This is a genomic window from Formivibrio sp. oc-25 (genome assembly GCF_055810895.1).
In genome coordinates, this window is sequence record NZ_JBVVOL010000005.1 from 149,769 (window position 1) to 176,216 (window position 26,448).

Consider the following 26,448-nt stretch of genomic DNA (forward strand, 5'->3'; position numbering starts at 1 on the left):
TTGTAACGAGCCCCCAGCAGCCGGGCAACCCGAAATATCAAGCTGCTGCCAATTGCGGGCGCACATGTTCCAACAAGCCACGACAGGCATCTTCAATCAGATCAAGCACGTGCTCAAATCCTTCTTCGCCGCCATAATACGGATCGGGCACTTCCATCCCCACGACATTGCGTGCGAACTCCAGGAAAAGACGCAGCTTATGTTTGTGCTCAAGCGGACAACGTCGATCCAGAATAGCCAGATGGCTGCGATCCATGGCCAGAATCAGATCGTACCGATGAAAATCCTGTTCGTTAACCGGCCGGGCACGCAGAAACGACAGATCATAGCCGCGCCTGCCCGCATGCAATTGCGCGCGCGGATCAGGCGCTTCGCCTGAGTGATAATCAAGCGTACCGGCTGAATCCACCTCGACCAGCGCTTCCAGTTGATGCTGTTGCAGCATTCTGCGCAATACGCCATCCGCAGTCGGGCTGCGACAGATATTGCCGGTACACACAAACAATACGGAAAATTTTTTCATTTCAGCAGCTTGCATCAACCAGAAAATAAATATCCCGACATATCAAGCCCAGCGCGTGGGATGTCGGGAGCCTCAAAATTTTGGCAAGTCTACCACCAATGTCAGGCCAGTTTACCGGTATAAGGGATAGTCCTGACCCTGCAATCAGCCTCGTGTTTTTGCACAAAATCGAATCGTAGCTGCTGCCTCGCCGGCAGTCCCTCGGTTAGAATCCATGCTTTGCCCCACCAGACGCCATCATGAATGTCGGTATTTTCTACGCACTGGGGGCTCATCTTTGCTGGTCTTTTTTCTCGGTTTATTTCAAGCTGCTGGATGAAATCCCCTCATTTGAAGTTCTGCTGCACCGCATGGTGTGGTCGCTGTTCTTTATCGCCATGCTGTTACTGATCTTGCGTCGCAAAAGCGGCTTGCTGCCTGTCCGGCAATCGCCACAAATCATACTGAAGTTTGCTGCGAGCGCCGCACTGCTGGCGATCAACTGGTTCACCTATATCTGGGCCGTCCAATCCGGGCGGGTCATCGATGCGAGCCTGGGGTATTTCATCAACCCGCTGGTCAATGTGCTGCTCGGGGTAATGTTTTTGCATGAACGCCTGCGCCCCATGCAATGGATGGCGATTGGACTGGCCGGCTGCGGTGTTTTGTGGCTGACCATACAGCAAGGCCAACTGCCCTGGGTTTCGCTGATTCTGGCTTTCAGCTTTGGCACGTATGGCCTCTTGCGCAAGACAGCGCCCTTGGGTGCACTGGAAGGATTGGCCATGGAAACCCTGTTGCTGTTTCCGTTTGCCGCCGTGGCCATGCTCTGGCTGATTGGCAAGGGGGAAAGCGGCTTCCTGCATGCCACGCCCGGGATTCAATTTCTGTTGCTGCTGGCCGGCCCCATCACTTCGATCCCGTTACTGATGTTTGCCGCTGGCGCACGTCGCCTGTCCATGACCACGCTGGGATTGATGCAGTACATCAACCCGACCATCGTGCTATTGCTCGGTGTATGGCTGTGGCACGAACCGTTCAGCCAGACCCGGCTGGCGGGATTCGCGCTCATCTGGACAGCACTGTTACTCTATAGCGCCGAAAGTCTGCTCTTCGAAAAACTCAAGAAAGCCTGAAATACCATGCTTAGCTACCGCCATGCTTTCCATGCCGGCAATCATGCCGATGTTCTGAAACACACCATCGAACTGATGCTGCTGCGCTACCTGAACCAGAAGGACAAACCCTGGTGGTATGTCGATAGCCACGCCGGAGCCGGTTGTTATGCGCTGCATGAAGGCTTCGCCGCCAAGAATGCCGAATACGAGACCGGCATCGCACGGCTGTGGGATCGCTCCGACCTCCCGCCGGCACTGGCCGATTATGTGAAACTGGTGAAATCGCTGAATCCGGATGGCAAGCTGCGCTATTACCCTGGCTCGCCGATGCTGGCGGAAAAGGTCATGCGCGCAGATGACAGGCTGCGTCTGTTCGAATTGCACCCGAGCGACAACAAGCTGCTGCAGGAAAATTTTGCCGACCTGGGCAAGCTAGCCATAATCCAGCAGAGCAACGGGTTTGCCGGGCTGAAGGCGGTGCTGCCGCCAGCCCCGCGTCGCGGGCTGATCCTGATTGACCCGCCCTTCGAGGACAAGCGTGATTACCAGACTGTCATCAAGGCGCTGCAGGAAGCCCTGCGACGCTTTGCCACCGGCACCTATGCGATCTGGTATCCGCACCTGCAACGGCGCGAAGTGGCGGAACTGACCGAGAACCTGAAAAAGCTGCCGTGCAAGAACTGGCTGCATGCCGGTCTCAACATTCAGAAGCCGGCAGCCGATGGCTTTGGCATGCATGGCAGCAGCATGTTCATCCTCAACCCGCCCTGGACCCTGCAGCAGGAATTGCAGACCCTATTACCGTGGCTGGTCCAAGTATTGGGGCGGGATCAGGGTGCGGGATTTATTCTGGATTATCGCGAAAACGCCGCTTAAAGCTACCTGAGTCATCACGGCAAATCCGGCAGCTCGGCAAACGCCTGGCGCAAGCTTTCGCCCCACTGGTTGTGGATCAGGTTGAAATACGGATCATCCGTTTCGATGCAGACATGCTGGCCAACCACCAGTGCATCACGCTCGTAAAGCAGCAGATCCAGTGGCAAACCGACCGACAGGTTCGAGCGCAGGGTGGAATCCATCGAGATCAGCGCGCACTTGGCGGCTTCTTTCAGCGATCGCTGGGCATGGATGACGCGATCAATGATCGGCTTGCCGTATTTCGACTCACCGATCTGGAAATAAGGCGTCTCGGCCGAAGCTTCGATAAAGTTGCCAGCCGCATAGATCTGGAACAGGCGCGGTTCCTCGCCGGCGATCTGCCCGCCCAGAATGAAAGCAGCTGCGAAATCGATGCCGAACTCCTTCAAGTGTTCGGCATCGCGCCGCCTGACCTCGCGCAAGGCATCGCCCACGATGCGCGCCGCCTCGAACATCGTGGGCACATTCATCAGGCCATGCTGTTCACCGGCATGAATGCCTTCTTGCAACAACGTCACGACAGCCTGACTGATCGCCAGATTGCCCGAGGTCAGTAAAACCATCATCCGCTCGCCATGGCGCGCGAACACCGTCATCTTGCGGAAGGTATTGATATGATCCACACCCGCATTGGTGCGTGAATCGGACAAAAAAACCAGGCCGGCATCGAGCCGCATGGCCACGCAATACGTCATGCATCCTCCAGTATCAATTACTGCTGCTGAGCGCCGTGGCTCACCAGCACACTCACCGCCATCGCTTCAGCGCCACCGCCTTGGCGTACGCCGCGCACCGGGCAGGCATCAAGATAATCCCGCCCGACCGCCAGGCGACAATGCTCCGGCCCGGTAAAGCGGCCGTGCGTGATATCGAAACTGACCCAGCCGATCCCCTCGACCCATACATCCGCCCAGGCATGGCTGGCTGCATGCAGACTGCCACCCGGATGGATATAACCGCTGACATAGCGCGCCGGCAGATCAACCACCCGGCAGCATGCAATGAACAAGTGGGCGTGATCCTGGCAAACGCCGCTGCCGCGCTGCAGTGCCTGCGCCGCCGTGCTTTGCACATCGCTGCTGCCCGGCACATAAGCAACCCGATCCTGAATCGTACCAATCAGCTTGAACAGCGTATCGATGCGCGTGCCATGTGGTTCCAGATGACGCCGTGCCAGATCGCGCACGGCCTGATCAGCCTGGGTCAGGCGTGTTTCCTGCAGATAGGCAAACAGGGGAATTTCACCCCCGTCTGATGGACGATGGGCATGTTTTTCATCCACCGAGACCTGGCCGCTGACGACGATACGGATTTCGTCATGGGGGGAATCCATCACCAGGATATGCCCGAGGTTGCCATAGGCATCGGTATGTTTCTGATAACGCCCCGGGGCGGATATTTTCCAGTTCATCGCCCGCTGCTGGCTTTCCAGGCGGGGAGTCAGGCGCAAATGCTGGATGGTGTAATCCACCGGCTCGGCATAGCGATAAATGGTTTCGTGCTGGATATTGAGCAACATGATGGTATCTCCTTGGTACCCTGGAAAAACTTCGATTTCGTCGCAATTTTTCTTTCGCGCCTTGTCCCGCTTGGGACTCGAAGTTTTTCGATGCACCGTGTGTTGTTGTCGTCGTTTACAAACGTGAAGGCATCAGGAAATCCTGGCTGATGCGATTGCCAAGTTCACAGATGCGTTCGGTGAACCCTTCCAGAAACTTGTGCAAATCCTGCTTTACGATGTCCTCGATGCGGGCATAGCGCAGTTCGGCATGCAACTGCCCGGCGCGGCGCGAGGTTTCGGCGGAATGGGTGTTGGCTACTTTCTCCAGCGTGGCATTGACCAGCTCCATGCAGGACAGGAGCGAGCGTGGCATGTCCGGGCGCAGGATCAGCAATTCCGCCACGCGGGTGGGGGTCACGACATCGCGATAGACCCGGCGATAAATTTCAAACGCCGACAGCGACCGTAGCAACGCGCCCCACTGGTAATAGTCACCTGCCCCGCCCCCCGTCATGCCGGCTGCCAGCAGGTGGTATTTCACATCCAGCAGGCGCGCGGTGTTGTCGGCACGCTCGATATGCGTGCCCATGCGGATAAACTGGAATGCTTCATCGTGCAGCATGGTGCCGAAGGTGACCCCGCGCGACAGCGAAGAGCGGTTTTTGACCCATTCAAAGAATTCGCCGTAATCAGCCTCCACCAACGGCCGCCCCGCACGCTGCGCCGTTTCCAGCCAGGTCGCATTGATCGCCTCCCACATCTCCAGACTCAGCGTGCCGCGCACCGCATGCGCATTCTCGCGGGCAGCACGCAGACAGTTGTAGATGCTGGCCGGATTGTCCTCATCCAGCGTCATGAAATTCAGCACCTTGGCGCCCTCCACCGCGCCATGGAGCTTCTGGTACGTTTCGGCCAGGCCGTTGCAGTTAAGCGCGGCCAGCCAGCTGCGATTGGCCACTTCCGAAGACTGGGGAACCAGCGACATCTGCCAGGTCACATCCAGAAGCCGTGCGGTATTCTCGGCACGCTCGATGTAGCGCGCCATCCAATAGAGTTGGTCTGCTGTACGGGAAAGCATGGTTAGGCCCTGTTCATACAAGATTCAAACCTGTGCTGCGGCAGAAAAATACCATTCACTGCGTTGCACTCCGTGGTAATAACGACTTACTGACTGAACCTAATCCTCCAGAACCCAGGTGTCCTTGGTGCCCCCGCCCTGCGACGAATTCACCACCAGCGAACCCTCGCGCAAGGCCACACGCGTCAGCCCGCCCGGCACCATCTTGATCTCCTTACCGGAGAGCACGAATGGGCGCAGATCGATATGACGCGGCGCGATGCCGGATTCGACAAAGATCGGGCAGGTGGAAAGCGCCAGTGTCGGCTGGGCGATGTACTGGTTGGGGTGCGCGATCAGGAGCTCACGGAAACGCTCGATTTCCGCTTTGCTTGCCGCCGGGCCGACCAGCATGCCGTAACCGCCGGCGCCATGCGTTTCCTTCACCACCAGTTCCGGCAGATGATCCAGCACATAGGCCAGATCATCGGGTTTGCGGCACATCCAGGTCGGCACGTTGTTGAGCAGCGGTTCCTCGCCCAGATAGAAGCGAATCATGTCTGGCACGTATGGGTAGATCGATTTGTCGTCTGCCACACCGGCACCAATGGCATTGGCCAGCGTAATACGGCCGGCGCGATAAACCGACAGCAGGCCCGGCACGCCCAGCATCGAATCCTGCCGGAATGCGAGCGGATCGAGAAAATCATCGTCGATGCGGCGATAGATCACATCCACGCGCTGCGGACCTTGCGTGGTGCGCATATAGACCAGGTCGTCGCGCACAAACAGATCGCGCCCCTCGACCAGTTCCACGCCCATCTGCTGGGCGAGGAAGGCGTGCTCGAAATAAGCGGAATTGAAACTGCCCGGTGTCAGCACCACCACGGTCGGGTTGTCCACGCCCTTGGGCGCGCAGGACCGCAGGTTGTCGAGCAGCATGTCCGGGTAATGCTCGACCGGGGCGATCTTGTGCCGGGCGAACAATTCCGGGAACAGGCGCATCATCATCTTGCGGTCTTCCAGCATGTAGGACACGCCGGATGGCACACGCAGGTTATCTTCAAGCACGTAAAACTCGCCGGCACCGGCACGCACCACATCGACACCGGCGATATGGGTGTAGATACCCTCCGGCACATCCACGCCCTGCATCTCTGGGCGATACTGCGCATTCTTGAGCACCTGCTCGGCCGGAATCAGGCCAGCCTTGATGATGTTCTGATTGTGATAGATATCGTGAATAAACAGATTCAGCGCGCGTACCCGCTGACGCAGGCCGGCTGCCAGGGCTTGCCATTCGTGCGCCGGGATGATTCGCGGCAGCAAATCAAATGGAATCAGGCGCTCCGTCCCGGCCTCTTCACCATAAACCGCAAAGGTAATGCCCAAACGACGAAAGGTCAGATCCGCCTCGGCGCGCTTGCGCTCGAGTCGCCCTGCAGGCAAGGCGTGCAGCCATTTCTCGTATTCACGGTAGTGCTGCCTTGCCTCACTGCCAGACAAGGTCATTTCATCGTAGAAAGAAGCATTCATCATTTGGTGGCACCCCGGAAGCATTACCACCTGCTTGATGCAGGAAGCGTGCCACAGGCGATACCCATGAAAGCGAGAGGTAAACCGGATATCACGCACCAAGCGGGCCCCTGCCGCGGAAACAGTGCGCACCACGTCAGTGCAGGCAACCTCCAGCGCGCAGAATTCACGGCACTGAAATGACAGCGATCAGGTCCTGGCGCTACACTCTCACCACAATCAACAGGGAGAAATCAGAATGAAAAGTATCATTTCCGATATGGATGGCGTGATTTACCGCGGCAAGCAACTGATTCCGGGCGCACAAAATTTTGTGCAGCGTCTGCTTGAAAGCAAGGTGCCATTCCTGTTTCTGACCAACAACGCAGAACAGACCCCGATCGACCTGAAATTGAAACTGGAGCAACTGGGCATCCACGGCCTGACTGAAGACAATTTCATCACCGCCGCCATGGCAACCGCGATGTTCCTGAAGGCACAGAACCGCAAGCCGACACCGAAAGCCTATGTGATTGGCGGCGCCGGATTGATGAATGAGCTCTACAACGTCGGCTTCTCGATATCCGAATCCAACCCCGATTACGTGATCGTGGCCAAGTCATCGTCCTTCGGCTTCGAACAATTGAAGAAAGCAGTGCGCTTTATCGACCAGGGCGCCAAATTCATCGGCACCAACCCGGACATGATCGACCCGGTCGAGGGCGGCATGGAACCCGCTGCCGGCACCATTCTGGCCGCGATTGCAGCAGCCACCGGCAAGAAACCCTATATCGTCGGCAAGCCGAACGCGCTGATGATGACGCTGGCGACGCGCAAACTCGGCGTGCATCCGGACAATGCCGTGATGGTGGGTGACCGCATGGATACCGACATCGTCGGCGGCATGGAGGCCGGCATGACCACGGCGCTGGTACTTTCCGGCGTGACCACACCGGAAATCATGGAACAGTTTCCGTACCGCCCGGATCACGTCTTCAACAATGTTGGCGAGATCGATCTGGCGGCACTCTGATACTAGGCTCTTATATGGACTCCTCCCGGCTGCGGTTGCCGGGAGGCTACTGCCTTATTCCTGAGCGGAATTTTCTGCGGCTGCAATCCGGCGCTGCATGGCCGGCAGAGTCCAGCGCAGCCAGACCCGCCAGGCACGCAAGGTTGCAGCATCGGCACTGTCGGGCCAGATCACCAGCGAGCGTCGGTGCTTGTCTTCGCCCAGTTGCAATACCAGCAGATGTGCCGTTACCAGACTGGCCGGCAGTAACCGTACCTTTGCAGCGGCGCCTTTCGCATCGGTAAACAGCACTTCCCCCTCGGACAAGACCTGCAATCGTCCATGCTCATCGAGAAGCGAACGGAACCGGAAATAATGTCCACCGGTTGCCAGCAGGGCCAATACCACCCACGGCCATGGCAAGGTCAGCGACACGGCAAGTACCAGCAGGTGCAGGCCCACAAAAAAACGCCGGGCAATCCGTGAGGGTGAAAGCTGCAACTCAGGCGGTATCATTCGAGCTCGATACGGCCCTGAATGCTGACACTAAGCGCGCTTTCGCCCCCCTCAATCGGCGCCGGGCTGGCCGCCATGCTCATCTCGGCCGCTTTCGCAGTGCGCATCAGCACAGGTGGGCGGGCGGACTGGGTATTGATCGAGACATTGACCAGGCGCCAGCTCTTGCTGTTCATGCTTTTTTGCACAAGCGCCGCCCGTTCGCGAAATACCTGCAGACCCTGCCCGATCAATTCGTTTTCCACCTTCTGCCGCGCTTCATCAGACAGGCCATAGCTCACATCGGCCAGTTGCAACGATTGCTGACCCTGCTGCAAGTCACCGATCAGGCGGGCAAGCGCCGGAAAATCGCGCGAGACCAGGCGCAACTCGCCGCGTGCACGCCAGCCATCGGGCTTGTTCTGCTTGTTGTAAAGCGGATAGGTTGAGTAGCCGGTATTCAGCGATTGCAGCACACCACCCTGACGCGCCTTCTTGCTGGCAGCATTGAGCGTCTGGTTGATACGCTCAGCCAGACGGGCCGGATCAGCATCGCTCAATTCGACAAACAAGGTGGCATAAGCAGTATCGTTATCCACCTGCCGGCTGGCATGCGCATCGAAACTCACCAGATTGCGTGGCAGCTCTTCCGCCCAGGCCAGCGGTACCAGAAACGCCATCGATAAAGCCAGTATGCTTCTTTTCATCATGCCCTCCGGAATGCACCTTCAGAAATCAATGATAGCCATGGTCCGACGGCGTATTGTGGATTTCGTTATCCACCATATCCATCACGCCCAGATGAATTTCCACATCGAACCATTCCCAGAACATTCTGAGATTGCGTTTTTGCGGCCAAAGCTTTTCGTCGACAACCCAGGAAGAAAGTTCCATTTCAAACAGCTTGTCCGCCACCTCATCGATATAGGCAATGCCGTCTTCCTGCTCGGTGACTTCCGGAATCATCACCACCGTGCAATCGACGCGAATCTCGTCCAATGTCAGGGTAATGTCATTGCCGGGCAGATTATTGAGCCAGTCCAGAAAAGGCTGGCGTGGTTTCAGCACTGCGGCCGAACGATCAACGATAAACATTTACAACTCCTTGTTATTGAGCGGCAACGCGATTAGCATGCCGCCGACTCATGATCAGAAAAATTTTCAACTGGAAACCGGCTTGCGGAGCACGATCATCAAAACCCAACTTCCTACCCAACAGGCTTGTCTGTGTCCTGTCGTCAATAGCCGCGTCACGTTGACCCACGCCAAGCACAGCGAAGAGCAAGCGGGCAGCTTTGTGTACCGGTTCTGCTCCAACCTGGACAACTGCTATAACCGCTCAGACTTTACCGACCAGATTCCGGAATGCCTGTTGCATCGCACGCATATCACCGGCGAATAAGCTGGCCATCAGAACTTGTCCATGATCTTGCTGCGAAGCCGTGATCAGAGCTCATGTGCTGCTCAAAATCCTCATGTACTCCCTGTACATTCCGGTTTTTGCGCTGCTCCTCACCCCGCTGACGGCTTCTCGCAACAGATCGTGAACAGGTTCTCAGAACCCGTTCAAAGTCTGTCGCGAGCGGCGCTTACAACTCATCCAGTGACACGCCCAACGCCTCGGCCAGACGCGCCAGTTGATCTTGCAAGCGCGCCACCTCGCCCTCCAGGCCGGCAATGCGCTGTTGCATGACTTGCATCTCAGGCGCCGCCTGCGATCCTTCGTCCGCACGCCCACCACAAGCGCGCAGCTGATCTTCACTCGGTGCTCCCGAGAGCAAATGCATCCAGCGGTTTTCGCGCATGCCGGGCTGGCGCGGCAATTCTTGCACCAGAGCACCGGCTGAACGCTCAGCCAGCTCATTCAGAAAGGCTTCGACTGCCGAGATATCGGCAAAACGATGCAGGCGTTCGCAATTGATCCGCAGCTCGCCCGCGGTCTGCGGCCCGCGCAGCATCAGAATTGTCAGGATCGCAACGGACTGGCTCGGAACCTGCAAGACACGCTCGATATTGTGCGAATAGCGCGGTACGCGGCTGCCACTCGATTCGATCACCAGACTGTGGCCACGCAAGGCATCCAGTGCCACCGAGACCTCAGCTTCCGAGACTTCCATTACCGGATCACGGCTGGTTTTCTGATTGCAGCCGGCAACCAGTGCGTTGAGCGACAACGGATAGGTATCGGGTACAGTGCGCTGCTTTTCGGCAAGCACACCAAGAATGCGGGTTTCCAACAGGGATAGCGGGGAAAGAGGGGCAGACATGAATCGACTCCGGAGTGAAGCCGCTATTATGCCTGCCCCGCCATTCAAGCTGTTAGGGCATTTTGGGCGAAGTCAAACAGGCAGTGGCTCGCCCAAGGCTTCCACATCACGACGCATGCGCAACATGTCGGCCGCTTCCAGTTGCAGGCGACCTGCACCGGCGTTGTCCCGGACTTGTTCAGGCTTGCGTGCCCCGCACAGGGCATGCGTCACACCCGGCTGTCCGATAGTCCAGGCGATCACAAGCTGACTGAAGTCGCACTGATATTTGCTGGTCAGATCCGACCAGCCGGCCAGCATGTCGAGTACGCGCTTGCGGTTGACCGGTGCCAGCCAGGGCTTGCCGTTGCGCACCTCGCCTTCGCTGAAAAGACGGTCCATGCCGATCTTGCCGGTCAACAGCCCCTGCTCCAGTGGCGAATAGGCCAGCACGGCGATATTTTGCGCGATGCAGTAATCCAGGAATTCGCCCTCGATGCGCCGATCCAGCATGGTGTAGCGCATCTGCACCACATCAAGCTGGCCATGCGCTTGGTATTCATGAATCTGCGCCAAACTGACATTCGATGCACCAATTGATCGAATCTTGCCTTCTGCCTTCAATTGCATCAGGCATTCCATCGTCGCCGCGATCGGCTCGACCTCGGGGGTCAGTGACGGCCAGTGGGTCTGGTAGAGATCGATGTAGTCGGTACCCAGGCGCTTGAGGCTGATTTCGATTTCCTCGCGGATCGAATCCGGGTGCTGGCTCTTGAACACGCGATGACCATCGCGCTCGAAATAATAGGCGCCAAAATCCTCGCGCTGCCAGCGCAGGCCACACTTGGTGGCGATCACTACCTGCTCTCGCCGGCCCTGGATCGCCTTGCCTACCACTTCTTCACTGTGGCCAAACCCGTAAACCGGCGCGGTATCAATCAGATTAACGCCTTCATCCAGCGCGGCATGAATTGCCTTGATCGACAGGTTATCGTCATTCTCGCCCCACCAGGATCCCCCGCCGATCGCCCAGGCACCCATGGCAATCGCCGATGCATTGATACCGGATTGGCCGAGTGGTCGTAGCAGCATGTCGTTCCCCTTATCAAAAACAGGCAAAAGCATGATTGTGCCGCAGACCATGGAATTTGGCGTGTAAAAAGCCGACTTGGCGGCTCTCAAAAACAAACACCGGCACAAGGCCGGTGTTGCGGGTGAATTTTCCTGATGCTTATTTTTTCAGGAAATCCTGGCGCTGTGGGGTAAAGGTATCGAGCAGCACGCCCGCCTTCTTGCACACACAGCCATGCATGATGTTCGGCTCTTTGTAGAGGGTATCCCCGGCCTTCACCAGCTTGGTTTCATTGCCAATGGTAAATTCAAATTCGCCTGACAGCACATAGGTCAGCTGTTCGTGCGGATGGTTATGCATCGGGCCAATCGCGCCATCGGCAAAATGGACTTCAACCTGCATCAGGCTGCCATTGTGGGCCAGGATCTTGCGGCTAACGCCGCCACCCAGATCTTCCATCTGGCAATCGCTGTTGTAGACAAACATGTGGGCTCTCCCTTGTTAAGTGGCCTGATTATATAGCCAATTTACTTTCCGGCTGAATGCCTGCGCGGCATTTTTTCAAACAATGTTTCATTTTTTCCTGCTGGCCGACCCTGCCTGTGCCTGCTAGACTTGCGCACCATTTATCCGAGCCAAGTTATTGTGAACAAAGCATCTTTTTCAACCTTGGCGCTGCGCGCGCCCATGCTGCAGAACCTCGACAGCCTGGGCTATCACCAGATGACAACGATTCAGGCACACAGCCTGCCCGCCATTCTGGAGGGCCGCGACCTGATCGCGCAGGCCAAAACCGGCAGCGGCAAAACAGCCGCATTCGGGCTGGGTATCCTGCATCATCTGAATCCAAGCTGGTTCGCAGTGCAGGCACTGGTACTGTGCCCCACACGCGAACTGGCCGACCAGGTAGCCAAGGAACTACGCCGTCTGGCGCGCTGCATGGACAACATCAAGGTGCTGACACTGTGCGGCGGATCGCCCATGGGACCACAGATCGGTTCGCTCGAACACGGCGCGCATATTGTCGTCGGCACACCTGGGCGCATCGTTGATCATCTAAGCCGCGGCTCGCTCGATTTGAAGGGCATCCGCACATTTGTGCTGGACGAAGCGGATCGCATGGTCGACATGGGTTTTTACGATGAAATCCGCTACATCGCCGATGCCTGTCCCAAACGTCGCCAGACCCTGCTGTTTTCGGCTACCTATCCCGACAGCATCCGCCAGGACAGTGCGCGCTTTCTGCAGAACCCGCTCGAAGTCAAGGTAGAAGCCCTGCACGATGCCAGCCGCATCGAACAGCGCTTCTACCCGGTCGAAGCGGCCGAGCGCAATGCCGCAGTGGCCAAACTGCTTGACCACTTCCGTCCGACTTCGACGCTGGCCTTTTGCAATACCAAGATCCACTGCCGCGAACTGGCTGCCGAGCTGCAATCCCAAGGTTTTTCCGCACTGGCACTCTATGGCGAACTTGAACAGCGCGAGCGCGATGAGATCTTGGTGCGTTTTGCCAACCAGAGTTGTTCCGTACTGGTCGCCACCGACGTGGCCGCACGCGGCCTGGATATCTCGACACTGGATGCCGTCATCAACGTCGATATTTCGCGCGACAGCGAAGTCCATGTGCACCGGATCGGTCGTACCGGTCGAGGCACGGAAAAAGGCCTGGCATTGAGCCTTGCCGCCCCGGCCGACCGCAAGTGGGTTACCTTCATCGAGCAATACCAGGGCAGCAAGGTCACCTGGCATGAATTGGCAGAGCTCACGCCGACCAGTGACGGACAATTGCAGCCACCCATGATCACGCTATGCATAGCCGGCGGCAAAAAGGACAAGCTGCGCCCTGGCGATCTGCTCGGCGCGCTGACCGGCGATGCCGGCCTGACAGCCGGTGATGTGGGCAAGATCAGTGTGTTCGAGTTCCAGACCTACGTGGCACTGAAACGCGAGATTGCGGAAAAGGCGCTGCGCAAGCTCCTGCACAGCAATATCAAAGGCAAACGCTTCAAGATGCGTTTTGTCGAGGAATAAACGCTGATTCAAACCTGTGACAGGAGGTCTTTCCTGTCACAGGTTTGCCCAAGCAGGTTATTCGTTTGCATCCAGAAACACCCCATCCTCACCCCGATCGAACTCTGCTCCGACCGGCTCATCCAGCAAGCTGATGATGGCTTCGTCGTAATTGGCCACCACGTTTACATCGAGCACACTGAAATTTTTGGTGTTGTCGATATAAGCATCGCTTTCGGTGCCAGCGAGAAATCGCCAGCCGCTGTCGGCGTCATCTTCCGGCTCCTCGCGATAGGCATAGCCAACTGGCAGACCTTCCACCGTAATCAAGTCACTGACCACACAGAGGCCAAAACCTTCGGCAAGGGGTTTGATCTGTTGCTTGGATAGACGATATTCCTTGTGCATGGCAGCGGCCTTTTGAGTGGGAGAATTTCACGGGCTGGCAAAAAAACGACCAAGCGCCAACAGGCTCTAAACATAATCGAGCGGCAAAGCCGTAGTGTACTTCAACTGTTCCATCGCAAAGCTGGAACTGACATCCTGTAACTCGGCACACTGGATCAGGCGTTTGTAAACCAGGTCAAACGCCTTGATGTCCGGCACGACCACCCGCAGCAGATAATCGACATCGCCGCTCATGCGATAAAACTCGACCACCTCCGGAATGACGCTGACTGCTTCGCAGAAAGATTGTGCCCACTGCATGCTGTGCCGCGCAGCGCGCACCGACACAAAAACCGTCACCCCCACATTGAGCTTTTCCGGATCAAGCAGCGCCACCCGCGCGCGGATGATGCCGGCTTCCTGCAAGCGCTGAATCCGACGCCAGCAGGGTGTGGGGGACAAATTGACCCGCGCTGCCAGCTCTTGCAACGATAAATCGGACTCATGCTGCAATACATCCAGGATCGCCCGATCCGTACGATCAATATTTTCTTTCATATCATCATTTAATGGAAAAATTTTCCACATTCTGACCAAAAATACGCCAACAACGCAAACCTCTTTTACTGGAGCCTGCAGATAATATTCTCATCAACGGGAGAATAAATCATGAAAACCATTGGACTGATTGGCGGCATGAGCTGGGAATCCACCACCTTGTATTACCAGACCATGAATCTGGAAGTGGCCAGACGGCTAGGCGGACTGCATTCGGCCAGAATCCTGCTGAGCAGTCTGAACTTTGCCGAAGTCGCGGCCTTGCAAAAGGCGGGTGCCTGGGATGAGCTCGCTACCCTGCTCGCACACGAAGCAAGTGCGCTGGAGACGGCTGGTGCAGACTGCCTGCTGATCGGCACCAATACCATGCACCTGGTCGCACCGCAGGTACAGGCAGCAATCGACATACCGCTGCTGCACATTGCCGATGCCACCGCTGGGGCCATTTGCAAAAAAAATCTGCAACGCGTCGGTTTGCTCGGCACCCGTTTCACCATGGAACAGCCGTTTTATGCGGAACATCTGGCGGCCAATGGTATTGAAACACTGATACCGGATTCGGCCCAGCGTGGTGAAGTCCACCGCATCATTTTTGATGAATTGTGCCGAGGCTTGCTGCGAGATGAATCGCGCCAGACCCTGATTACCATCGCACGGGATCTGGCCGAACGAGGAGCACAAGGCGTCATTTTGGGTTGCACCGAACTGCCCCTGTTGCTGAAACAGCAGCATCTCTCCCTGCCCTTGTTTGATACCACTACCTTGCATGCATTGATGGCGGTAGATTTTTCCTTGGGAATATCAGTAATTCCGCCAACGCAAAGGACAAGTAACGTCATAAGTCTGAGCAGGCAACAGGAACCAATATCCTGCGCCTGAGTCCATTGCATGGCCTGCCGCAACAAGCCGCCCTCTTCCACCCGGCTTGTTCTGCCTCATTCGAATTACTATTATTTCCAGGCAAGCAGGCCACTGCTGACCACAAGGAGCATACCGAGATGAAGAAAGCTGCAACCCTACTGGGAACATTTTTGCTCGCGGCCACCCTGTCCGTGAGCGCGCATGCAGAAAACGCCGTCAAGGACACCATGAAAACCATGGGCAAGAGTTTTACTGCTGCGGAAAAATCTGGTGACCTCTCGGTGATCCAGAAGGAATTGGCCGTCCTGAAACAATCTTTGCAGCAGGTCCAAAAGCTGGTGCCTGACCATTTGAAGAATCAGCCAGCAGACAGTGCCGATCGCAAGCTGTTCGAGGAGGGTATCGCCAAGGTGCTGGCCAAAGTGGAAAACGCCCAAGCCCTGGCTGGCTCAGGAAAGCTGGATGAAACCAAAACAGCACTGGCAGACATCAAAGCCACCCGCAACCAGTACCACAAGAAACTCAAACCCTGATTGACTTGATCAATGAATACGCCCTGCCCTGCAGGGCGTTGCCACGTTTTGGGGAAATAGATTGGAGATGCCTGCGATTTACTGGAGCGAAGGGAATAACCAGACCAGACCCAGCAAGACCAACACGGCATAGAGTGCCGCCAGCAGGTCATCCAGCATCACGCCGAAGCCGCCATGCACACGTTCATCCAGCCAATTGATTGGCCATGGCTTGAGGATATCGAAACAACGGAACAAAGCGAACGCCAGCAACCAGCCTGTCGCGTTGCCCGGTGTCACTGTGAGCACCAGCCACATCGCGACGATTTCATCGATCACGATCCCGCCATGATCGTGCACACCCAGATCATCGCAGGTCTTTTGCGAAGCCCAGCAACCGACCAGAAACGCGGGGATGCACAGCGCCGCGATCATCCACGATGGAAATAACCATGCCAGCAACGCATACAGCGGCAAGGCAGCCAGCGTTCCCCAGGTACCCGGCGCCTTGCGGGCCAGGCCACTACCAAATCCCAGTGCAATGAAATGGGCCGGATGCGACAGCAAAAACCCCCGATTCAGGGGCATGGGCAGTGTTTGGGTCACGATCGGATCAGAATCTGTACATGATCAGGCAAAATGGTCAAAGCCGGCATGGCCGATAGCGAGTGCCTGGCCATTGGAACCGATGACTTGCACACCGGCACCTGTGGTGATGCGCCCCACACGCGTCAAAGGCAACTCCAGTGTTTCTGCCAAAGCACTGATCTGCGCGCGTTGCGCTTGCGACGCGGCGAAACAGAGTTCGTAATCGTCGCCGCCGCTGAGTATGGCTTCGTGCAGCAATTTCGTCGGCAGGCACTCCAGTCCCGACCAGTACGGTACCCGCTGCAGTTCGACTTCAACTCCGCAGCCCGAACGCTCGGCGATGTGACCGGCATCACCCAGCAGGCCATCCGAGATATCCAGTGCAGCACTGGCCACACCACGCAAACTGCGGCCAAGATCAACGCGCGGAACCGGGTTATCCAGCCGCGCGGCACAGCTGTCGAGTACATTGCCTGGCAACACGGTCCGGCCGGAGCGGTGCATGACCGCAGCAGCTGCGGAGCCGAGCATGCCCGACACCCAAAGATCATCACCGGGCCGCGCACCGCTGCGCAGGATGCCGCATCCCTTTTCAACCTCGCCCATGATCTGGACAGAAATGGTCAAAGGGCCGCGCGTGGTATCCCCGCCCACCAGATCGACACAAAATTCGTCCGCCATGGCACGCATGCCCGTGCTGAAAGCGCTCAGCCAGGTCGAATCGGCACTTGGTAAAGCCAGCGAGAGCGTAAACCAGCGGGGAATAGCCCCCATGGCCGCCATATCAGACAAATTGACTGCCAGCACCTTGCGTCCGAGCATGCAAGGATCGGTCCCGGCAAAGAAATGGCGGCCCTCAACCAGCATGTCAGCCGATACAGCCAGTTGCATGCCCGGCTGCAGGCTCATGAGGGCGGCATCATCCCCCACGCCAAGATCGGCATGGGGAGTCGGCCATTCAAAATAACGGGAAATAAGCTGGAATTCGTTCATGAAGCGGCTATCAGGCGCCCTGACGCTTGGCCTTGATACTTTCGATTTCTTCCTGGCGCGCGCTGGCCGCCAGCTTGTCGAGCACACCATTCACGAATTTGTGGCCATCGGTACCACCAAAAGTCTTGGCCAACTCGATGGCTTCGTTGACGATAACCGGATATGGCGTTTGCGGCATGTGGATGATTTCAAAAGCACCCGCATACAGAATAGCCTTTTCTACCACGCTGATTTCAGCAAACGGCCTATCGACATACGGAGCAATTGCCACCGTCAGCGTGTCGATATTCTTCACTGCACCGAAGAACACCAAGCGGAACAGTTCTTCATCCGCCCGCACAAAAGCCGTATTGCTCTCGCGCAGAAAGCGTTCGATGCTGCCAACGCTTTCCTGGGTCATCTGCCATTGATACAGTGCCTGCACAACAAATTCGCGGGCACGACGGCGCGCCGATTTCACGGGTGCCTTGGGTTTGGGCTGCTGTTCACTCATTGGCCGATTACCTTGAGAAGGTTAGCGGTTTCGACCGCAACGCGCGCAGCTTCGCTGCCTTTTTCCCGCATGCGAACTTCTGCCTGCTCGTCGGTATCGGTTGTCAGAACCGCATTGGCAACAGGAATGCCGTGATCCAGCGCGATGCGGGTGACGCCCGCACCGGACTCATTGGCAACCAGTTCAAAATGATAGGTTTCGCCACGAATCACTGCACCCAGTGCCACCAGCGCATCATAGCGCCCGGTTTTTGCCAGTGCCTGCAAGACCACCGGGATTTCCAGTGCGCCGGCCACTGTGCCTAGCCAGATATCCTGTGCAGCCACGCCCAAAGCAGCCAGTTCAGCCAGACAGGCATCACGCAGCCCCTCGCACACCGGGGTATTGAAGCGGCTCATCACCACACCTATCCTGAGCCCTGCTCCATTCAGATTCGGGGCAATCGTCTTGATTTCCATTGTTGTTTCCATTCAAACAGCTTGTTTTTTATTGGTCACAGGCCAGAAAGCCGGTGATTTCGAGGCCAAAGCCGGTCATGCTCGGAATCTTGCGTTCTGGCGACATCAGGCACATGCGGCCGACGCCCAGCGATTTCAGCATTTGCGCCCCGATACCATAGGTACGCATATCCCACTTGTGCGGTTGTTGCAGTTGCAAATCCGGCAAGGCACGCGCACAAATATCGCTACCGGTTTCGTCCCGGTGCAACAACACCACCACGCCAGAGCCGGCCTCCTGGATACGGGCCAGAGTTGCCTGCACACTCCACGAATGCGAAGTCTCGCCCAGATCCAGCCAATCCATCACCGAAAGTGGCTCATGCACGCGCACCAAGGTTTCCTTCCCAGGCTGGATATCGCCGAGCGTAAGGGCCAGATGGCAGTCCGTCGTCATCTTGTCGCGAAACACATGCAGATCGAATTCACCTGCAAAGGTCTGCACCTTGCGCCGGCCCACATGCTCGACCAGGGTTTCAGTATTGCTGCGATACTGGATCAGATCGGCAATCGTGCCAATCTTGAGTCCGTGCCGGGCTGCGAATTCCAGCAGTTCCGGCAAGCGGGCCATGGTGCCATCGTCATTCATGATTTCGCAAATCACGGATGCAGGCGTCAATCCGGCCAACTGGGCCAGATCGCAACCGGCCTCGGTATGCCCTGCACGCACCAGTACACCGCCAGGCTGGGCCATCAGCGGGAAAATATGGCCGGGTTGCACCAGATCAGCCGGCTTGGCGTTGTAGGCAACAGCCTTTTTGATGGTCAACGCACGGTCGGCCGCCGATATGCCGGTAGAAACGCCCTCGGCCGCTTCGATCGAAACGGTGAAATTGGTACCGTGAGATGAGCCGTTGTTGCTCACCATCAGTGGCAAGCTCAATTGCCGGCAACGATCATGCGTCAGCGTCAGGCAAATCAGGCCACGGCCGAATTTGGCCATGAAATTGATTGCTTCCGGCGTGACAAAATCGGCGGCAAGGACCAGATCCCCTTCGTTTTCGCGATCTTCCTCGTCGACCAGAATGACCATCTGCCCGGAGCGAATATCCGAGATGATGTCTTCGACAGGAGAAATTGTTACGCCCATGTGTAAACTCCAGCCTGTGGGTGCCTGTATCAGGCTAATCCGTAATTGTCCCAGAACAGCTTTGCAGCGAGCAAGGTGTGTTTTCCCGCCTATACGGCTACCGGGGCCTTGATGGCCGGATGCGGATCATAATTTTCCAGGGTGAAATCTTCATACACGAAACTGAAGATATCTTTTCTGGCCGGATTGATCCGCATGGTGGGCCAGCTTCGCGGCTCGCGGCTCAATTGCGTTTTCACCTGCTCCATGTGGTTGCTGTAAATATGGCAATCGCCCCCGGTCCAGATAAACTCGCCCGGCTCCAGATCGCAAGCCTGGGCCAGCATCAGCACCAACAGGGAATACGAGGCAATATTGAACGGCACGCCCAGAAACAGATCGGCCGAGCGCTGGTAAAGCTGGCAGGAGAGCTTGCCGTCAGCCACGTAAAACTGGAAGAACGCATGGCACGGCGGGAGGGCCATGTCTTCGATCATGCCCACGTTCCAGGCCGAAACAATGATGCGGCGTGAATCCGGGTTGTTTTTCAGCTGGTCAACAACCTGGCTGATCTGGTCGATATAACGACCATCCGCAGTCGGCCAGCTGCGCCATTGATAGCCATAAATCGGCCCCAGATCGCCACCATCGCGCGCCCATTCATCCCAGATCGTAACACCGTGCTGCTGCAACCAGCCGACATTGGTTTCGCCGCGCAAAAACCACAGCAATTCGTAGATGATGGATTTGAGGTGAACCTTTTTGGTGGTCACCAGGGGGAAACCTTGCGACAGATCGAAGCGCAGCTGGGCACCAAAAACACTGAGCGTACCGGTACCAGTGCGGTCCTGTTTGGCGGTACCGTGGTCCAGAACGTGCTGCAAGAGATCAAGATACTGGCGCATGGAGACTTCACCTTCACTAAAACGGAAGCTGCGATTTTAGCATCCAAATGAGAAAAGCCATGGCATTCGCCATGGCTTTTGCAAATTACCTTAGAGCCTGTTCACACCGCTTTCGGCAGCACAACCTTCAGTTTTTCCGCCCATTGGGTCAGGGCATTCCACACAGGCTGTGGATATTCCACACCGCGCTGGCCAGCCTGCTCAATACTCTTGGCCGCCTGATCGCCCGGCAAACGTACCGGCTTGGCCGGATCGATCGGCCGGTTGCTGCGACACTGCTCGGCAAAATATTCCGTATTGGCCACAAACTCATCCAGACCAGCGAACCATTCCGGATCAATCACCTGCAGGAAAACATTGCCTCCCCAGCGATTGACATTATCCTTGCGCCCGTGCCCGGACAAGCCCTGGCTCAGTGCTTCATTCATCAGTACCAGGCCAAAACCCTTATGACCATATTCCACGCCACCCACCAGCTGGATGGAACCGCGTGGCTCGGTATGTTCCATCACCGACGGATCGGTGGTGGGCCGCCCCTGATTATCCAGTAGCCACGGATGCGCGAATTGCGTACCAGCCGCATAGTGCTGGCGCGTCATGGCAACAGTGGTAATCGATGCACTGGTATCCACGATGACCGGGCTCTTGGCTGTCGGATAGGCAATCGCAAACGGATCGGGCGTGAACAGTGGCTCGGTTCCGCCATACGGCGCCACGAATTTCCCCACCGGGTCGGAATTGAACAGCAGAGCGATCAGGCCACGATCAGCCGCCTGCTTCACAATGGCCGCCAGACAACCAATATGATGACAACGACGCAAGGCAATGCTGACGACGCCATACTGATCAATCCGCTTGAAGGATTCCTTCAGCGCCTGCTCCATCAACCAGTGTCCCGGCAGATAGTCGCCATCCCATACTGCGGTACTGCCCTTATCCTTGATCACCTCATACGTGCCAGATTTGCGCATGAGCCCTTTTTCAACCTGATCCAGATACGCCGGCAACTGCGCCAATCCATGCGTGCGATGCCCCATCATGTCGGTCAGGACCATCAGGCGAGCAAGGCTATCAGCTTTATCCTCGTCCATGCCTGCCGCTGTAAACAGAGATTTGGCAAACTGCTCCAGAGCATCGACTGCATAGCTTGCCGAAATATTTTCTTGCATCACGCGCCTCCTGTTTCGTATTCACCCAGATCATATCTGATCATTCAACAATGGTCTGACCATTTACCGCAAAACTAGCATACCAATTAGATATTTCACAACAACTAAAACCACGCCTCGGCTTGTGCACCATCACAGGATTATGCGCCGATAGATAATCAAACCTCATGCCTGCCCTGATTCGCACACCAAGAACAAAAAAAACCGGTTCAGCATCACTGCTGAACCGGCCAACCTCACCCACAATCACAAATCATCAAACGATCATTTGGCAGACCACGGCAATACAGCACGACGATTGACAGATTCCGGCACCACACCGTACTCGGCCGAGCTGGTATTGTCGATCCAGCTGCATGCAGCCACCAGGTTTTTACGTTTTTCCATACGTGCCTTGCGTTCGGCAATCAACTCGGCACGCTCAGAAAGCGGCATCTCCGGTAGCGGCTCCAATTTGCCTGCCAGGAAAGCATTCATGTCCAGCACATCGAAGCGACGATTGGACAGACGCGCCCACAGCAGATCGCCATTCTTCAGCGCGCCAATAGCACCGCCTTCATAAGCTTCCGGCGTAACATGACCTACGCAAGCGCCTTTGGTTACGCCCGAATAACGACCATCGGTCATCAGGATCGAGGTACGCTCCAGCACACCCTGATGCTTGAGATAGGCGCTTGGAGCAAACATTTCCGGCATACCGAAGGCCTTCGGACCTTGGCCTGCGATCACGAAGGCAAACGCGATCGTGCCCTTCACCACCATCTGCTCCAGCGTGTCGTTCTCGTCACCACCGTTGACCTTGCGCAGGCTGGCCAGCAATGCCGGCGGCAGATCCATGGTGTCGCACAGGGTCTTCACCAGATTGGTCGACTGCAGCTCCTGGTTACAGATATTTTCGTTTTCGTAATAACGCACAAGAAACACACGGCCATCGAAGCGCTTGAACTGCTCGGTGGCCATGCCGGACACCTTCAGCGTACAGGACGAGAAGAAGTTACCGCGCATGATATCGGTACCGGAAATATCACGGATCGGATTGATGCGGATCACCGATTTTTCCTGCGGCAGCTTCGGCGAAACCGCCACCGGCAGCGCAGCCACGCGCTCACCCCAGGTCTTGCCCGAGACGGTTTGCGCATCCAGATTCATCGGCACGCCCAGATCAGTCAGCACCTTGTAGATGCTTTCCATGCCATTGTGCAGGCCTTCCTTGGCCTGTTGCGCCAGGACAAAAGTATCGCGGCCTTCAGTGAGGCTATGCGCGAAGATATCCGGCACGTGGTGCGCATCGCGCACTTTTTCATAGTCAAACAACGTCACGTCGAAACCGGCATGGCGCATCACGCACGGCATGTGCAGCATCAGGTTGGATGAACTGCCCGTGGCATTGTGGATACGGATGGCGTTGGCATAGTTGGCGGCCAGGATTTCGCACACGGCGAATTCAGGCTTGTTGAGCATGCGGAACAGGCTGTCCACACTATCAAACACAATGTCACTGCCCGGTTCTTCCACCAGCAGTTCGGCGCCGCGCGGCACGAAGCCCAGTGCGGACACCAGGGTACGCGAAGAATTGCCGGTGCCGTTGAAGGCGCAGATACCACCCTTTTCATCACAGGTGGCGGCGGCCAGTTCATTCAGGATCTGATCAGCTTCGGCCTGGGTCACGATCTTGTGCTCCACGGCGCGGTTCAACTGCCCCAGGAATGCTTCGTCGGATGAGCACTGCAGGATGTAATGGCAGTTTTCTTCGATGTCGTCGGAGAGTTGCTTATCTCCCAAGGCAATCGCCTTGTCCTGAATATCCTGCAGTTTCTTGCGTGTGGATTTCGGAATGTCGCCACCCTTGAGCACATGTGCCGGTACGAACACCGCCCACACCGGGGCAGTGCCGCGCTCCGGTTCGCGCCGAGCGCGATCGGCGGCTGCCAGGCCGGACAAAATGCCGGTCGGGGTCTTGTCACAGCCGGACATCACATACGCGGCGTGATAGCTGTGGCCTTCGAAGTTGATATTCACCGTCATCGCGGTGTGGTTGCGCGAGGCCAGCGAATAGCTCTGGCCGATATTGCTCTGTGCTGTGCCGTCACAGATCACCGGAATACCGAAAGTGAATGGCACGCCACCGTTCTGCCACACCCGTGCCGCTGCGCGCAGCGCATGCTCATAGTCGGACAAATGCGCCGGATGATCTGGTGAGCCCTGAATGATGCAGATACGCGGACGGTTCGCAGCCAGGCGCTCGACAATGACATCCAGACCGTAGTCACCAAGCCCTTGATAACCTTTTTCCCCGTTCAGGTACTCATCGGCACGCTTGAGCAGCGCACGTACGGTAATCGGCTCATTCGACAAGCCCTGAATGCAGGAACGATAAGGATTATATTGTTCCTGAATAAATAGATCAGCAAATTCCTGGTTGATCACTGCACCGCGGGTAGCATTCATTTTTCTATTCCATTCAACAAGTTATGGACAACAAAAGCTCCAAGCAACTTATTCGCCCAGAACAAGAGCAAATTGGGTATCGACCCAGCCTCGGGCGCAAACACCAATAGAGCATCGCCCAATCTCAGATCATTTACGTCAGAATTGTAGCATACAAGAAACCATGCTGTGGTACAGATGTTTTTGGATTGTACTACAATGGTATTGACATCATCCCACAACACTGTCAAACTTCACGTAACGTAGAAATACTCACTACAACATAGCATGACAAAAACAGACCGCCTCACCGAATCTTTTGGCAAGCAGATCGTGCAAGGTACCTATCTGCCTGGCACCGCACTGCCTTCTGAAGCGGAGCTGTGCGAACGTTTTGACACCTCGCGCAACGTCATGCGCGAAGTCATCAAGGTCCTGTCGACAAAAAAATTGATCGATGCACAACGTCATCGCGGCCTGTTCGTGATGCCGCAGGAGCAGTGGAATTACCTGGACGCAGATGTGCTGGAATGGGCACTGGAAAAAGGCACAAACCCGGCGCTGATCAAATCGCTGATCGAGGTGCGCAGCCTGATCGAGCCGACCATTTCACGCTGGGCAGCAGAGCGCGCCACCGCCGTGGATCTTGTGGCCATCGAGGCCAACTTCAACGAAATGGCAGCCAACATGACCAATATCCACGTATTCCAGGAAGCCGATATCCGTTTTCACAAGGCCATTCTGGATGCCACGCACAATATGGTCATTCAGCAACTGAGCGATGCCGTCAGTGCGCTGCAGCGCGCCATTTTTGACTACACCTTTCTGTCAGGCATCGAGCACATGCAGCTGACCATCAAGGAACATCAGGACCTGTTCGAAGCAATCCGCCGCAAAAATCCGCAGGCGGCGGAAGAAGCCTCATACAAGATGGTCTCCCGCACGGCACAACGCGCCGATATGGATTTAAACCAGAGCGCGGCATAAATCGCGGCCTGGACTAAAGTGAAGTTTTTAGTGGGCAAATACCCACAAGAAATCTGCATGTACCGCATACCGCGGGGCAGACAGATATGGCGGTACTCATTTAGGTAATCGCTTTTTTATGTAGTTGTGTTTTTACTTTTGAGGAGAAGTGAGCATGAAAAAGGCCATTTTCAAACACGTTGTTCTGGCTTCCGCCGTTGCCACTCTGATGTCTGGCGCCGCCCTGGCACAGGTCACCGCCAAGCTGGGTCACGCCATGCCGGATAGCCACCCGCAGGCATTGGCCATGAACAAGTTTTCTGAGCTGGCACTGAAGTACACCAACAACAACGTCAAGATCCAGCCGTTCCACAGTGCTACGCTCGGCAGCGATGAAAAAATGCTGCAAGGCGTGCAAGCCGGCACACAAGAGTTCTACATCGGCACCTTGGCACCGTTGTCCACCCGCGTGAAGGAAGTCCAGATTTGGGACTTGCCGTTCATGTTCGCCAACACCAAGGAAGTGTATGCCCTGCTCGATGGCGCTTCCTCCAAGAAAATCTTTGAAAAGATTGAGCCGACCGGCATCGTTGGTTTGACCTGGACTGGCATGGGCTTCCGCAACCTGTCCAACAGCAAGCGTCCGGTGACCAAACTGGAAGACATCAACGGCCTGAAGGTTCGCGTGATGGCCAACCCGGTTGCGCTGGAAACCTGGAAGACCCTGGGTGCCAACGCTGTACCGATGGCTTTCGCCGAAGTGTTTACCGCACTGGAAATCAAGGCGATCGATGGCCAGGAAAACCCGCTGCAGCACATGTACGCCAACAAGATGCAGGAAGTGCAGAAGTACATTTCCCTCTCCAACCACGTCTACACCCCGGTGGCATTGGTCGCTTCCAAGAAGTTCTGGGACAAGCTCTCGGACGCCGACAAGACTGGCGTGAAGAAGGCTGCAGTGGAAGCCGGTCTGTACCAGCGTCAACTGCTGGATGATGGCGACAAGGACGTGATCACCAAATTCAGCCAGGCTGGTGTGAAGGTTGATGCAATTCCGGCAGCCGAGCTGGTCAAGATCCAGGACAAGGTCAAGCCGGTTGTGAGTAAGTTTGCACCATCGATTGGCGAAGACTTTGTCAAGGGCTTCTACGCCGAAATCGAAGCTGCTCGCAAGGCCAAGTAATTGTAATAGCCATCTCCGACAGACCAGATTGCCCAGCGCGGCAATTTGGTCTGCGGTCTTGACCATCCAAAAATCTCATATAGGCAGTTCCGGTGATCGCATGACGCGCACCGGGTAATGAAATATCCATTCACCATCAAATGTTTGGTGAATTGGTTACAGGGACAACGGAAATGGGAAAACTCCTCGACACAACGTCGGCATGGGCCATTCGGCTTCTTGAGATCATCATGGTCGTCATGATGATCGGCATGCTGATATTGGTGGGTATCAATGTCTTCTTGCGCATCGGCTTCAACAGCGGCGTCGATTTTGCAGAAGAAGTACCGCGCTTCATGTTTATCTGGCTGACCTTCTGCGGCGCTGTCGTCGCCATGAAGCAGAACACCCACAT

General features: G+C 56.3%; 31 protein-coding genes. 10 read left to right on the forward strand and 21 right to left on the reverse strand.

Going from position 1 to position 26,448, the window contains the following annotated elements; translation table 11 throughout:
- Positions 1-37: 37 nt before the first annotated feature.
- The gene (locus AC0KVQ_RS05280; RefSeq protein ID WP_473420086.1) at positions 38-523 is read right to left on the reverse strand and encodes a low molecular weight protein-tyrosine-phosphatase; all 486 of its coding nucleotides are present in this window, start codon (positions 521-523) and stop codon (positions 38-40) included.
- A 239-nt stretch (positions 524-762) separates the two neighbouring features.
- On the opposite strand from AC0KVQ_RS05280, the gene rarD reads away from it, so the two are divergent.
- Positions 763-1,638: an EamA family transporter RarD gene (gene rarD / locus AC0KVQ_RS05285; protein ID WP_473420087.1), complete on the forward strand. Its 876-nt coding sequence runs from the start codon at positions 763-765 to the stop codon at positions 1,636-1,638.
- A 6-nt stretch (positions 1,639-1,644) separates the two neighbouring features.
- A complete protein-coding gene (locus AC0KVQ_RS05290) occupies positions 1,645-2,496 on the forward strand; it encodes a 23S rRNA (adenine(2030)-N(6))-methyltransferase RlmJ (RefSeq protein ID WP_473420088.1) in 852 nt (283 codons plus the stop codon).
- 14 nt (positions 2,497-2,510) lie between these two features.
- On the opposite strand, the gene AC0KVQ_RS05295 is transcribed toward AC0KVQ_RS05290, so the two are convergent.
- The 4 genes from AC0KVQ_RS05295 to AC0KVQ_RS05310 all read right to left on the reverse strand — a co-directional run bounded on the left by AC0KVQ_RS05295 (position 2,511) and on the right by AC0KVQ_RS05310 (position 6,635).
- Positions 2,511-3,233 carry a proteasome-type protease gene (locus AC0KVQ_RS05295; protein ID WP_473420089.1) on the reverse strand — a complete coding sequence of 241 codons (723 nt, stop codon included), beginning with the start codon at positions 3,231-3,233 and terminating at the stop codon, positions 2,511-2,513.
- A gap of 17 nt (positions 3,234-3,250) precedes the next feature.
- On the reverse strand, positions 3,251-4,057 hold the full coding sequence (locus AC0KVQ_RS05300) for a transglutaminase family protein (RefSeq protein WP_473420090.1): 807 nt from the start codon (positions 4,055-4,057) through the stop codon (positions 3,251-3,253).
- Between the two features lie 115 nt (positions 4,058-4,172).
- On the reverse strand, positions 4,173-5,117 hold the full coding sequence (locus tag AC0KVQ_RS05305) for an alpha-E domain-containing protein (protein WP_473420091.1): 945 nt from the start codon (positions 5,115-5,117) through the stop codon (positions 4,173-4,175).
- 99 nt (positions 5,118-5,216) lie between these two features.
- Positions 5,217-6,635, reverse strand: a complete 1,419-nt coding sequence (locus tag AC0KVQ_RS05310; protein WP_473420092.1) for a circularly permuted type 2 ATP-grasp protein — start codon at positions 6,633-6,635, stop codon at positions 5,217-5,219.
- A 235-nt stretch (positions 6,636-6,870) separates the two neighbouring features.
- Between AC0KVQ_RS05310 and AC0KVQ_RS05315 the strand changes: the two genes are divergently transcribed.
- Positions 6,871-7,644 (forward strand): HAD-IIA family hydrolase, encoded by a 774-nt coding sequence (locus tag AC0KVQ_RS05315; RefSeq protein ID WP_473420093.1) that lies wholly within the window; start codon positions 6,871-6,873, stop codon positions 7,642-7,644.
- A 54-nt stretch (positions 7,645-7,698) separates the two neighbouring features.
- Here the strand turns inward: AC0KVQ_RS05315 and AC0KVQ_RS05320 are convergent, their stop codons facing one another.
- Genes AC0KVQ_RS05320 through AC0KVQ_RS05330 form a run of 3 tightly spaced genes read right to left on the reverse strand, consistent with a single transcriptional unit; the run spans position 7,699 to position 9,213 of the window.
- A complete protein-coding gene (locus AC0KVQ_RS05320) occupies positions 7,699-8,139 on the reverse strand; it encodes a protein YgfX (RefSeq protein WP_473420094.1) in 441 nt (146 codons plus the stop codon).
- Positions 8,136-8,828, reverse strand: a complete 693-nt coding sequence (locus AC0KVQ_RS05325) for an SIMPL domain-containing protein (protein WP_473420095.1) — start codon at positions 8,826-8,828, stop codon at positions 8,136-8,138. The genes AC0KVQ_RS05320 and AC0KVQ_RS05325 overlap by 4 nt, the downstream gene beginning before the upstream one ends.
- Positions 8,829-8,853: 25 nt before the next feature.
- The gene (locus tag AC0KVQ_RS05330) at positions 8,854-9,213 is read right to left on the reverse strand and encodes a hypothetical protein (RefSeq protein ID WP_473420096.1); all 360 of its coding nucleotides are present in this window, start codon (positions 9,211-9,213) and stop codon (positions 8,854-8,856) included.
- Positions 9,214-9,250: 37 nt separating this feature from the next.
- Here AC0KVQ_RS05330 and AC0KVQ_RS05335 point away from each other — a divergent pair, with 37 nt between their 5' ends.
- Positions 9,251-9,520, forward strand: a complete 270-nt coding sequence (locus AC0KVQ_RS05335) for a hypothetical protein (RefSeq protein WP_473420097.1) — start codon at positions 9,251-9,253, stop codon at positions 9,518-9,520.
- A gap of 187 nt (positions 9,521-9,707) precedes the next feature.
- On the opposite strand, the gene AC0KVQ_RS05340 is transcribed toward AC0KVQ_RS05335, so the two are convergent.
- From AC0KVQ_RS05340 to AC0KVQ_RS05350, 3 genes are all read right to left on the reverse strand, one after another.
- Positions 9,708-10,385: a YceH family protein gene (locus AC0KVQ_RS05340; RefSeq protein WP_473420098.1), complete on the reverse strand. Its 678-nt coding sequence runs from the start codon at positions 10,383-10,385 to the stop codon at positions 9,708-9,710.
- Positions 10,386-10,457: 72 nt separating this feature from the next.
- Positions 10,458-11,456 carry an aldo/keto reductase gene (locus AC0KVQ_RS05345; protein WP_473420099.1) on the reverse strand — a complete coding sequence of 333 codons (999 nt, stop codon included), beginning with the start codon at positions 11,454-11,456 and terminating at the stop codon, positions 10,458-10,460.
- Between the two features lie 139 nt (positions 11,457-11,595).
- Positions 11,596-11,922 (reverse strand): cupin domain-containing protein, encoded by a 327-nt coding sequence (locus AC0KVQ_RS05350; protein ID WP_473420100.1) that lies wholly within the window; start codon positions 11,920-11,922, stop codon positions 11,596-11,598.
- A gap of 159 nt (positions 11,923-12,081) precedes the next feature.
- On the opposite strand from AC0KVQ_RS05350, the gene dbpA reads away from it, so the two are divergent.
- On the forward strand, positions 12,082-13,467 hold the full coding sequence (dbpA, locus tag AC0KVQ_RS05355; RefSeq protein WP_473420101.1) for an ATP-dependent RNA helicase DbpA: 1,386 nt from the start codon (positions 12,082-12,084) through the stop codon (positions 13,465-13,467).
- 57 nt (positions 13,468-13,524) lie between these two features.
- Here the strand turns inward: dbpA and AC0KVQ_RS05360 are convergent, their stop codons facing one another.
- Both AC0KVQ_RS05360 and AC0KVQ_RS05365 read right to left on the reverse strand, forming a co-directional pair.
- Positions 13,525-13,854 carry a DUF2185 domain-containing protein gene (locus tag AC0KVQ_RS05360; protein WP_473420102.1) on the reverse strand — a complete coding sequence of 110 codons (330 nt, stop codon included), beginning with the start codon at positions 13,852-13,854 and terminating at the stop codon, positions 13,525-13,527.
- Positions 13,855-13,920: 66 nt separating this feature from the next.
- The gene (locus AC0KVQ_RS05365; protein WP_473420103.1) at positions 13,921-14,391 is read right to left on the reverse strand and encodes an Lrp/AsnC family transcriptional regulator; all 471 of its coding nucleotides are present in this window, start codon (positions 14,389-14,391) and stop codon (positions 13,921-13,923) included.
- A 111-nt stretch (positions 14,392-14,502) separates the two neighbouring features.
- Here AC0KVQ_RS05365 and AC0KVQ_RS05370 point away from each other — a divergent pair, with 111 nt between their 5' ends.
- Together AC0KVQ_RS05370 and AC0KVQ_RS05375 are read left to right on the forward strand one after the other, a co-directional pair.
- Positions 14,503-15,270, forward strand: a complete 768-nt coding sequence (locus AC0KVQ_RS05370; protein WP_473420104.1) for an aspartate/glutamate racemase family protein — start codon at positions 14,503-14,505, stop codon at positions 15,268-15,270.
- Between the two features lie 119 nt (positions 15,271-15,389).
- Entirely contained in the window at positions 15,390-15,785 is a 396-nt protein-coding gene (locus AC0KVQ_RS05375) for a cytochrome b562 (protein WP_473420105.1), read from the forward strand.
- A gap of 78 nt (positions 15,786-15,863) precedes the next feature.
- Here the strand turns inward: AC0KVQ_RS05375 and AC0KVQ_RS05380 are convergent, their stop codons facing one another.
- The 8 genes from AC0KVQ_RS05380 to AC0KVQ_RS05415 all read right to left on the reverse strand — a co-directional run bounded on the left by AC0KVQ_RS05380 (position 15,864) and on the right by AC0KVQ_RS05415 (position 23,926).
- A complete protein-coding gene (locus AC0KVQ_RS05380; RefSeq protein WP_473420122.1) occupies positions 15,864-16,352 on the reverse strand; it encodes a phosphatidylglycerophosphatase A family protein in 489 nt (162 codons plus the stop codon).
- Positions 16,353-16,394: 42 nt separating this feature from the next.
- Positions 16,395-17,345: a thiamine-phosphate kinase gene (gene thiL / locus AC0KVQ_RS05385; RefSeq protein WP_473420106.1), complete on the reverse strand. Its 951-nt coding sequence runs from the start codon at positions 17,343-17,345 to the stop codon at positions 16,395-16,397.
- Positions 17,346-17,355: 10 nt separating this feature from the next.
- On the reverse strand, positions 17,356-17,838 hold the full coding sequence (gene nusB, locus AC0KVQ_RS05390; protein ID WP_473420107.1) for a transcription antitermination factor NusB: 483 nt from the start codon (positions 17,836-17,838) through the stop codon (positions 17,356-17,358).
- A complete protein-coding gene (gene ribH, locus AC0KVQ_RS05395) occupies positions 17,835-18,296 on the reverse strand; it encodes a 6,7-dimethyl-8-ribityllumazine synthase (RefSeq protein WP_473420108.1) in 462 nt (153 codons plus the stop codon). Before ribH ends, nusB begins: the two co-directional genes overlap by 4 nt.
- Positions 18,297-18,324: 28 nt before the next feature.
- A complete protein-coding gene (gene ribBA / locus AC0KVQ_RS05400) occupies positions 18,325-19,425 on the reverse strand; it encodes a bifunctional 3,4-dihydroxy-2-butanone-4-phosphate synthase/GTP cyclohydrolase II (protein ID WP_473420109.1) in 1,101 nt (366 codons plus the stop codon).
- 89 nt (positions 19,426-19,514) lie between these two features.
- Positions 19,515-20,309 carry a thymidylate synthase gene (locus AC0KVQ_RS05405; protein WP_473420110.1) on the reverse strand — a complete coding sequence of 265 codons (795 nt, stop codon included), beginning with the start codon at positions 20,307-20,309 and terminating at the stop codon, positions 19,515-19,517.
- A gap of 101 nt (positions 20,310-20,410) precedes the next feature.
- On the reverse strand, positions 20,411-21,478 hold the full coding sequence (locus tag AC0KVQ_RS05410) for an Ldh family oxidoreductase (RefSeq protein WP_473420111.1): 1,068 nt from the start codon (positions 21,476-21,478) through the stop codon (positions 20,411-20,413).
- 264 nt (positions 21,479-21,742) lie between these two features.
- Positions 21,743-23,926: a dihydroxy-acid dehydratase domain-containing protein gene (locus AC0KVQ_RS05415; protein WP_473420112.1), complete on the reverse strand. Its 2,184-nt coding sequence runs from the start codon at positions 23,924-23,926 to the stop codon at positions 21,743-21,745.
- Positions 23,927-24,193: 267 nt separating this feature from the next.
- Between AC0KVQ_RS05415 and AC0KVQ_RS05420 the strand changes: the two genes are divergently transcribed.
- From AC0KVQ_RS05420 to AC0KVQ_RS05430, 3 genes are all read left to right on the forward strand, one after another.
- On the forward strand, positions 24,194-24,892 hold the full coding sequence (locus AC0KVQ_RS05420; RefSeq protein ID WP_473420113.1) for a FadR/GntR family transcriptional regulator: 699 nt from the start codon (positions 24,194-24,196) through the stop codon (positions 24,890-24,892).
- Positions 24,893-25,046: 154 nt separating this feature from the next.
- Complete coding sequence (locus AC0KVQ_RS05425; RefSeq protein ID WP_473420114.1) at positions 25,047-26,054, forward strand: TRAP transporter substrate-binding protein; 1,008 nt, start codon at positions 25,047-25,049, stop codon at positions 26,052-26,054.
- A gap of 173 nt (positions 26,055-26,227) precedes the next feature.
- Positions 26,228-26,448, forward strand: a 221-nt coding sequence (locus AC0KVQ_RS05430; RefSeq protein WP_473420115.1) for a TRAP transporter small permease, incomplete at its 3' end; no start/stop codon positions are given.

Coding starts and splice junctions, on each gene's coding strand:
- AC0KVQ_RS05415 (WP_473420112.1), bottom strand. CDS start 23,926: ATGAATGCTACCCGCGGTGCAGTGATCAACCAGGAATTTGCTGATCTA.
- AC0KVQ_RS05305 (WP_473420091.1), bottom strand. CDS start 5,117: ATGCTTTCCCGTACAGCAGACCAACTCTATTGGATGGCGCGCTACATC.
- rarD (WP_473420087.1), top strand. CDS start 763: ATGAATGTCGGTATTTTCTACGCACTGGGGGCTCATCTTTGCTGGTCT.
- AC0KVQ_RS05290 (WP_473420088.1), top strand. CDS start 1,645: ATGCTTAGCTACCGCCATGCTTTCCATGCCGGCAATCATGCCGATGTT.
- AC0KVQ_RS05370 (WP_473420104.1), top strand. CDS start 14,503: ATGAAAACCATTGGACTGATTGGCGGCATGAGCTGGGAATCCACCACC.
- nusB (WP_473420107.1), bottom strand. CDS start 17,838: ATGAGTGAACAGCAGCCCAAACCCAAGGCACCCGTGAAATCGGCGCGC.
- AC0KVQ_RS05300 (WP_473420090.1), bottom strand. CDS start 4,057: ATGTTGCTCAATATCCAGCACGAAACCATTTATCGCTATGCCGAGCCG.
- AC0KVQ_RS05405 (WP_473420110.1), bottom strand. CDS start 20,309: ATGCGCCAGTATCTTGATCTCTTGCAGCACGTTCTGGACCACGGTACC.
- AC0KVQ_RS05420 (WP_473420113.1), top strand. CDS start 24,194: ATGACAAAAACAGACCGCCTCACCGAATCTTTTGGCAAGCAGATCGTG.
- AC0KVQ_RS05365 (WP_473420103.1), bottom strand. CDS start 14,391: ATGAAAGAAAATATTGATCGTACGGATCGGGCGATCCTGGATGTATTG.
- AC0KVQ_RS05320 (WP_473420094.1), bottom strand. CDS start 8,139: ATGATACCGCCTGAGTTGCAGCTTTCACCCTCACGGATTGCCCGGCGT.
- AC0KVQ_RS05380 (WP_473420122.1), bottom strand. CDS start 16,352: ATGCCCCTGAATCGGGGGTTTTTGCTGTCGCATCCGGCCCATTTCATT.
- AC0KVQ_RS05350 (WP_473420100.1), bottom strand. CDS start 11,922: ATGTTTGTCTACAACAGCGATTGCCAGATGGAAGATCTGGGTGGCGGC.
- ribBA (WP_473420109.1), bottom strand. CDS start 19,425: ATGGGCGTAACAATTTCTCCTGTCGAAGACATCATCTCGGATATTCGC.
- AC0KVQ_RS05335 (WP_473420097.1), top strand. CDS start 9,251: ATGCCGCCGACTCATGATCAGAAAAATTTTCAACTGGAAACCGGCTTG.
- AC0KVQ_RS05425 (WP_473420114.1), top strand. CDS start 25,047: ATGAAAAAGGCCATTTTCAAACACGTTGTTCTGGCTTCCGCCGTTGCC.
- AC0KVQ_RS05375 (WP_473420105.1), top strand. CDS start 15,390: ATGAAGAAAGCTGCAACCCTACTGGGAACATTTTTGCTCGCGGCCACC.
- AC0KVQ_RS05315 (WP_473420093.1), top strand. CDS start 6,871: ATGAAAAGTATCATTTCCGATATGGATGGCGTGATTTACCGCGGCAAG.
- AC0KVQ_RS05310 (WP_473420092.1), bottom strand. CDS start 6,635: ATGATGAATGCTTCTTTCTACGATGAAATGACCTTGTCTGGCAGTGAG.
- thiL (WP_473420106.1), bottom strand. CDS start 17,345: ATGAACGAATTCCAGCTTATTTCCCGTTATTTTGAATGGCCGACTCCC.
- AC0KVQ_RS05295 (WP_473420089.1), bottom strand. CDS start 3,233: ATGACGTATTGCGTGGCCATGCGGCTCGATGCCGGCCTGGTTTTTTTG.
- AC0KVQ_RS05360 (WP_473420102.1), bottom strand. CDS start 13,854: ATGCACAAGGAATATCGTCTATCCAAGCAACAGATCAAACCCCTTGCC.
- AC0KVQ_RS05325 (WP_473420095.1), bottom strand. CDS start 8,828: ATGATGAAAAGAAGCATACTGGCTTTATCGATGGCGTTTCTGGTACCG.
- AC0KVQ_RS05340 (WP_473420098.1), bottom strand. CDS start 10,385: ATGTCTGCCCCTCTTTCCCCGCTATCCCTGTTGGAAACCCGCATTCTT.
- AC0KVQ_RS05410 (WP_473420111.1), bottom strand. CDS start 21,478: ATGCAAGAAAATATTTCGGCAAGCTATGCAGTCGATGCTCTGGAGCAG.
- AC0KVQ_RS05330 (WP_473420096.1), bottom strand. CDS start 9,213: ATGTTTATCGTTGATCGTTCGGCCGCAGTGCTGAAACCACGCCAGCCT.
- ribH (WP_473420108.1), bottom strand. CDS start 18,296: ATGGAAATCAAGACGATTGCCCCGAATCTGAATGGAGCAGGGCTCAGG.
- AC0KVQ_RS05345 (WP_473420099.1), bottom strand. CDS start 11,456: ATGCTGCTACGACCACTCGGCCAATCCGGTATCAATGCATCGGCGATT.
- AC0KVQ_RS05280 (WP_473420086.1), bottom strand. CDS start 523: ATGAAAAAATTTTCCGTATTGTTTGTGTGTACCGGCAATATCTGTCGC.